The 5,034-nt window shown below is 39.7% G+C and carries 6 protein-coding genes; 2 read left to right on the plus strand and 4 right to left on the minus strand.

The window, feature by feature from the left end:
• Window positions 1-575 (plus strand): hypothetical protein (locus tag AC6F75_RS04525; protein WP_500713757.1); only part of this gene is annotated, 575 nt, incomplete at its 5' end.
• Here AC6F75_RS04525 and AC6F75_RS04530 read toward each other — a convergent pair.
• The 4 genes from AC6F75_RS04530 to AC6F75_RS04545 all read right to left on the minus strand — a co-directional run bounded on the left by AC6F75_RS04530 (window position 576) and on the right by AC6F75_RS04545 (window position 3,852).
• Window positions 576-938: a hypothetical protein gene (locus tag AC6F75_RS04530; protein WP_500713758.1), complete on the minus strand. Its 363-nt coding sequence runs from the start codon at window positions 936-938 to the stop codon at window positions 576-578.
• Window positions 939-1,090: 152 nt separating this feature from the next.
• On the minus strand, window positions 1,091-2,644 hold the full coding sequence (gene amaB, locus AC6F75_RS04535; protein WP_500713759.1) for an L-piperidine-6-carboxylate dehydrogenase: 1,554 nt from the start codon (window positions 2,642-2,644) through the stop codon (window positions 1,091-1,093).
• A gap of 86 nt (window positions 2,645-2,730) precedes the next feature.
• Window positions 2,731-3,270, minus strand: coding sequence for a 3-hydroxyanthranilate 3,4-dioxygenase (locus AC6F75_RS04540; RefSeq protein WP_500713760.1), 540 nt, complete (start codon window positions 3,268-3,270; stop codon window positions 2,731-2,733).
• Between the two features lie 78 nt (window positions 3,271-3,348).
• Window positions 3,349-3,852: a CAP domain-containing protein gene (locus AC6F75_RS04545; protein WP_500713761.1), complete on the minus strand. Its 504-nt coding sequence runs from the start codon at window positions 3,850-3,852 to the stop codon at window positions 3,349-3,351.
• 230 nt (window positions 3,853-4,082) lie between these two features.
• Here AC6F75_RS04545 and AC6F75_RS04550 point away from each other — a divergent pair.
• A partial coding sequence (locus AC6F75_RS04550) for an isoaspartyl peptidase/L-asparaginase (protein ID WP_500713762.1) occupies window positions 4,083-5,034 on the plus strand: 952 nt, incomplete at its 3' end.

Below are 5,034 nucleotides of genomic sequence, written 5' to 3' on the forward strand. Positions count from 1 at the left end.
ATTCTAAACCCACTCCAATGAAGAAAACTGTCCTTCTACTTGCTGTTTTAATTTTTTCTTTAAACCTTTCTGCACAAGAGTTCCCAAATAACGAAATCAAACTTAACATTGCCAATGTGATTGCCATTGCATCAGTAGAAATTGGTTATGAGTATCTTTTTGATTACAGCCAGTCAGTTGATGTTGAATTAATGATCAACGACCGCATTAATTTTTACAGTGAAGAAGGCTCCAAAAAGTTCAATACAAGTAGTATGAAATTAGGTTATAATTACTACTTTGGAACTGAAAATCCGGGCTCAGGTTTGTATTTCAACCCCTTTGTCAAATATCGTTTTGGAGAATTTGAAGAAGAAATTAGAAATAATGATTTTTTCCCTCCTATGATTGAACAGGTTACTGTAGATATGAATTCCTTTATCATCGGCCTGGGTTCCGGCTATAAATGGAATTTTAGTAATTCGTTTATTGTTTCTATATACGGAAGTATTGGCAGAAACTTTAGCGAAGAAGTACAAGAACGCTTTCAGGCTATCGAGTTTCACGCCGGTTTGGGCATTGGTTACAGATTTTAATCATTCCGGTTGAAGCGTTACCTCAATCAGCTGTGGAATTACATGACACTCGTCTGAAGTAACGATAACAATTTCTGAAACATAAGTCACATAGCCCTCACTTGAAACGGTTAAAATATAATTTCCCGCTCTTTCCCAAGCACCTGCAAAAGTGGGTATAACTCCCTCCATATACTCAAGGGTTTCAGAATAATTGCCGTCAGTTGCGACAACTATGGCTCCTATACCCAAATAATTATTTGTTGAGGCGTCCTTAACCGTAACGTTCAGTCCTGCTCTCGCTTCCAAAGTACAAGCAACGTCATCATTTTGGTTACAGCTAAATACCATAAAAACAAATGCAATATAGAGCAGGCTTTTCATAATTGAATTTATTTATTTCAAAATTAGAGGATTTAGTGACATCTTATTGTAGGGTAGATCAAATTTTACTGAAAAAAGCTCGGTTTTTTAATTTTAAAACAAAAACCTCCTCAAAATGAGGAGGTTTTGTAATATATTGACTTTAATAAGTTTTACAAATCAAACTTAATTCCCTGCGCTAAAGGCAACTCTGTGGTATAGTTAATGGTATTTGTCTGTCTTCTCATATAAATCTTCCAGGCATCACTACCGCTTTCACGGCCGCCACCGGTTTCTTTTTCACCACCAAAAGCACCACCAATTTCAGCTCCTGAAGTCCCGATGTTGACATTGGCAATGCCACAGTCACTTCCTGCATGAGATAAAAAGGCTTCAGCTTCACGCAGGTTGTTGGTCATAATTGCCGATGATAATCCCTGGTTGACGCCATTTTGGATTTCGATGGCATTATGCACATCACCGCTGTATTTCAGCAAATACAACACAGGTGCAAAAGTTTCGTGCTGCACGATTTTAAAGTGATTTTCAGCTTCGGCAATTGCAGGTTTTACGTAGCAACCGCTTTCATAACCTTCGCCTTCAAGCACGCCGCCTTCAACTAAAATTTTTCCGCCTTCAGCAACTACTCTTTTCAGTGCTTCGTTGTACATTTTTACGGCATCGGTATCGATAAGTGGCCCCACATGGTTGTTTTGATCTAATGGGTTTCCTATGCGAAGCTGCTTGTAAGCGCCAACAATGGCATCTTTAACCTGCTCATATCTCGATTCGTGAATAATGATTCTTCTTGTTGATGTACAGCGTTGTCCGGCAGTTCCCACAGCACCAAACACAGCACCGATTATGGTCATCTTAATGTCAGCATCTGGAGTTACAATAATGGCATTATTTCCCCCCAATTCCAATAGGGTTTTTCCAAGACGTTCGGCTACGGTTTTGCCGACAATTTTTCCCATACGGGTTGAACCGGTTGCAGAAATTAAAGGAACTCGCTTATCAGTAGTCATCATTTCTCCCACACGGTAATCACCATTAATGAGGCAGGAAATACCTTCGGGCAAATCATTGCTTTTAAATACTCTTGCTGCTATAATCTGGCAAGCTACACCACAAAGCGGTGCTTTTTCACTCGGTTTCCAAACACAAACGTCACCACAAACCCAGGCCAAAGCCGTGTTCCATGCCCATACTGCCACCGGAAAGTTAAACGCAGAGATGATTCCCACAACCCCAAGTGGATGGTATTGTTCATACATTCTGTGCCCGGGTCGCTCGCTGTGCATCGTAAGTCCGTGTAGCTGTCGTGAAAGTCCAACGGCAAAATCACAGATGTCAATCATTTCCTGAACCTCGCCCAGTCCTTCCTGATAGGATTTTCCCATTTCGTAAGAGACCAGTTTTCCGAGCGGTTCTTTTAAGCGGCGCAACTCATCCCCAAACTGACGCACGATTTCACCTCTTAGAGGAGCAGGTTTTAATCGCCATGACTTAAAAGCTTCGGTGGCTGATTGCATTACTTGATTGTAATCTTCCTGAGTAGTGGTTTTTACCTTTCCAATCAATTCCCCGTCAACGGGAGAAAACGATGAAAGTGCTTCGCCTGAAGAAAACCAGTTGGAACCTGTTGATGTTCCTAAGTTTGTATCTTTGATTTCAAGTTGTTCCAACGCTTCGTGCAAACCGAAAGCAGCAGCTGTTTTTGACATAATTGTAGTATCTGAAAAATTAAATAATATGTTGCGAAGGTATGAATTTCACACCCTAAAGAAAAGGAAATCCGGTAGATAAAATATTAATCTGAACTTGTAAATCTCGGGTCTGTTTCCATCATAGTGCCGCATTTTTTACAAGTGCGTAAGTCTTTAGAATTGTAAAAAGTCTTGAAGTGTGGCAGAAAATCTTTTTCTACATCATGGAGTTCAAAATAGACTTCGTGAATTTTGTGATTGCAATTGTCACAAAACCAAAGCAGGCCGTCTGTATATCCTTTCCCGGTTCGTTTTCTTTCAATTACAAGACCAATAGATCCGGCGCTTCTTGCGGGAGAGTGCGGTACTTTTGCTGGGTGAAGGTACATATCACCGGCGTGAAGTTCCATTTCTTTACGTTGACCATCTTCCTGAATAATCACTTTAATTGAGCCTTCTAGCTGATAGAAAAGTTCTTCGGTTTCGTTATAGTGATAATCCTTTCGGGCATTAGGCCCTCCTACAATCATTACGATATAGTCACCGGCATCTTTGTAAAGATTTTTGTTTCCTACAGGGGGTCTGAGGAGGTCTCTGTTTTCTTCAATCCATTGATTGAGATTAAAAGGGGGTAGAATAGCCATTTCCTGTACTTTTAAAGTTTATGTAAAAATACAGGAAATCTTGCTATTCAAAAAACTTGGGACAAAAAAAGAAGTAGTTTATTTCAAATAAAATAATTGGGTGAAAAAGAAACGCCCTTGTTCATTTTGGAAAACCCCAAATCCGCTGTGGGTGTAGTTTCCTTCAATAATTTCTCTGTGAGAAGGGCTGTTTAGCCATCCGAAAACTACAGATTCTGCGTCAGTATAACCATAAGCCACATTTTCGCCAACCCTTACGGCGCCTCTGCTTTTCATGCCTTCAGAACGAACGTGAAAGTTGTGATGGTTAATTTGACTTAAAGAAATCATGTAATCGGTATGGTCAACTGCATATGCAGAAGCATAAGCCTGATCCATAATCAAAGGGTTTAAACCAATAGATGCCCTGTGGGCATTTACAAGGTTTAGAATTTCATTTGACATTTGTGTATCATTCTTAAGAACAATATTCAGGTCAATTTCATAGTTAATAGCATCATTTTGGTCTATTTCATCTTTTGAGCAAGATGTAAAGAGTACAAGTGCCGTTAGGACTAAGAGTCCGTGTAATTTTGTTTTCATAGTAAGTAGGTTAAGTTTGGGAACTTAATTTGTATTAACTTTGGGAATTAACACATTTCAAATGTAGGTAAAAAAACAATACAATTTACATTTAATCCTGTTTTTTATGTATTTCGTCGGTTTTTATCCCATTTTGTACTACTTTATTCTTACAATTCTTACGACATTGACATTTGAAAACAGCAGTATTTATGCAGAATTGTTAACTTTGGAATTCAAATCAATTATTTATGAAAAACATTAAAATTTTAACACTTTTTTTGATTCTTTTTGTCGCTTGTAACGATAAAGTGAGTGATAATATCGATGAAAAAACGTCAAATTCTGACATAAGTGCTCAAAAAAGTGAATTTGGAATTATCCTCCATGGAGGTGCCGGAACCATTTTAAAAGAAAACATGAGTGATTCACTGGAAGTTGCATACAAGGAAATTTTAGAAAGAGCGGTCAGAACCGGCCACTATATATTGGAAAATGGAGGAACAAGTCTTGAAGCCATAGCAGAAACCATTAAAATAATGGAAGACTCCCCGTTATTCAATGCCGGGAAAGGTGCTGTTTTCACACATCATGAAACCAACGAACTCGATGCCTCGGTAATGGTGGGGAATACACTTGATGCAGGAGCAGTGAGCGGAGTGACCCGTGTAAAAAACCCCATTGATTTGGCCATTAAAGTAATGACCGATTCGCCTCACGTCATGCTGAGTGGTGAAGGGGCCGAACAGTTTGCCTCTGAAAAGGGCATTGAATTGGTTGACCCTTCTTATTTCTTTACCGAAAATCGCTTCCGTTCTTTACAACGCATCAAAGATTCTGAAAAAACCAAACTCGACCACGACGGAAAAATAGCTTCTGTAAACCCTGAGATTAAAGATTCTAAATTTGGCACTGTGGGCGCAGCGGCTTTAGATAAACACGGCAACCTTGCTGCAGGCACATCCACAGGCGGCATGACCAACAAAAAATGGAACCGCATTGGCGATGCCCCAATAATCGGCGCAGGAACTTATGCAAACAATGAAACCTGCGCAGTTTCATCTACCGGCTGGGGAGAATTTTTTATAAGAGCAGTAGTGGCACATGATATTTCAGCTTTGATGGAGTACAAAGGGTTAAGTCTTAAAGAAGCTGCTGAAGAAGTCATCCAGAAAAAAGTCCCGGCTTTGGGTGGTGACGGAG

This window comes from Planktosalinus sp. (assembly GCF_059864935.1).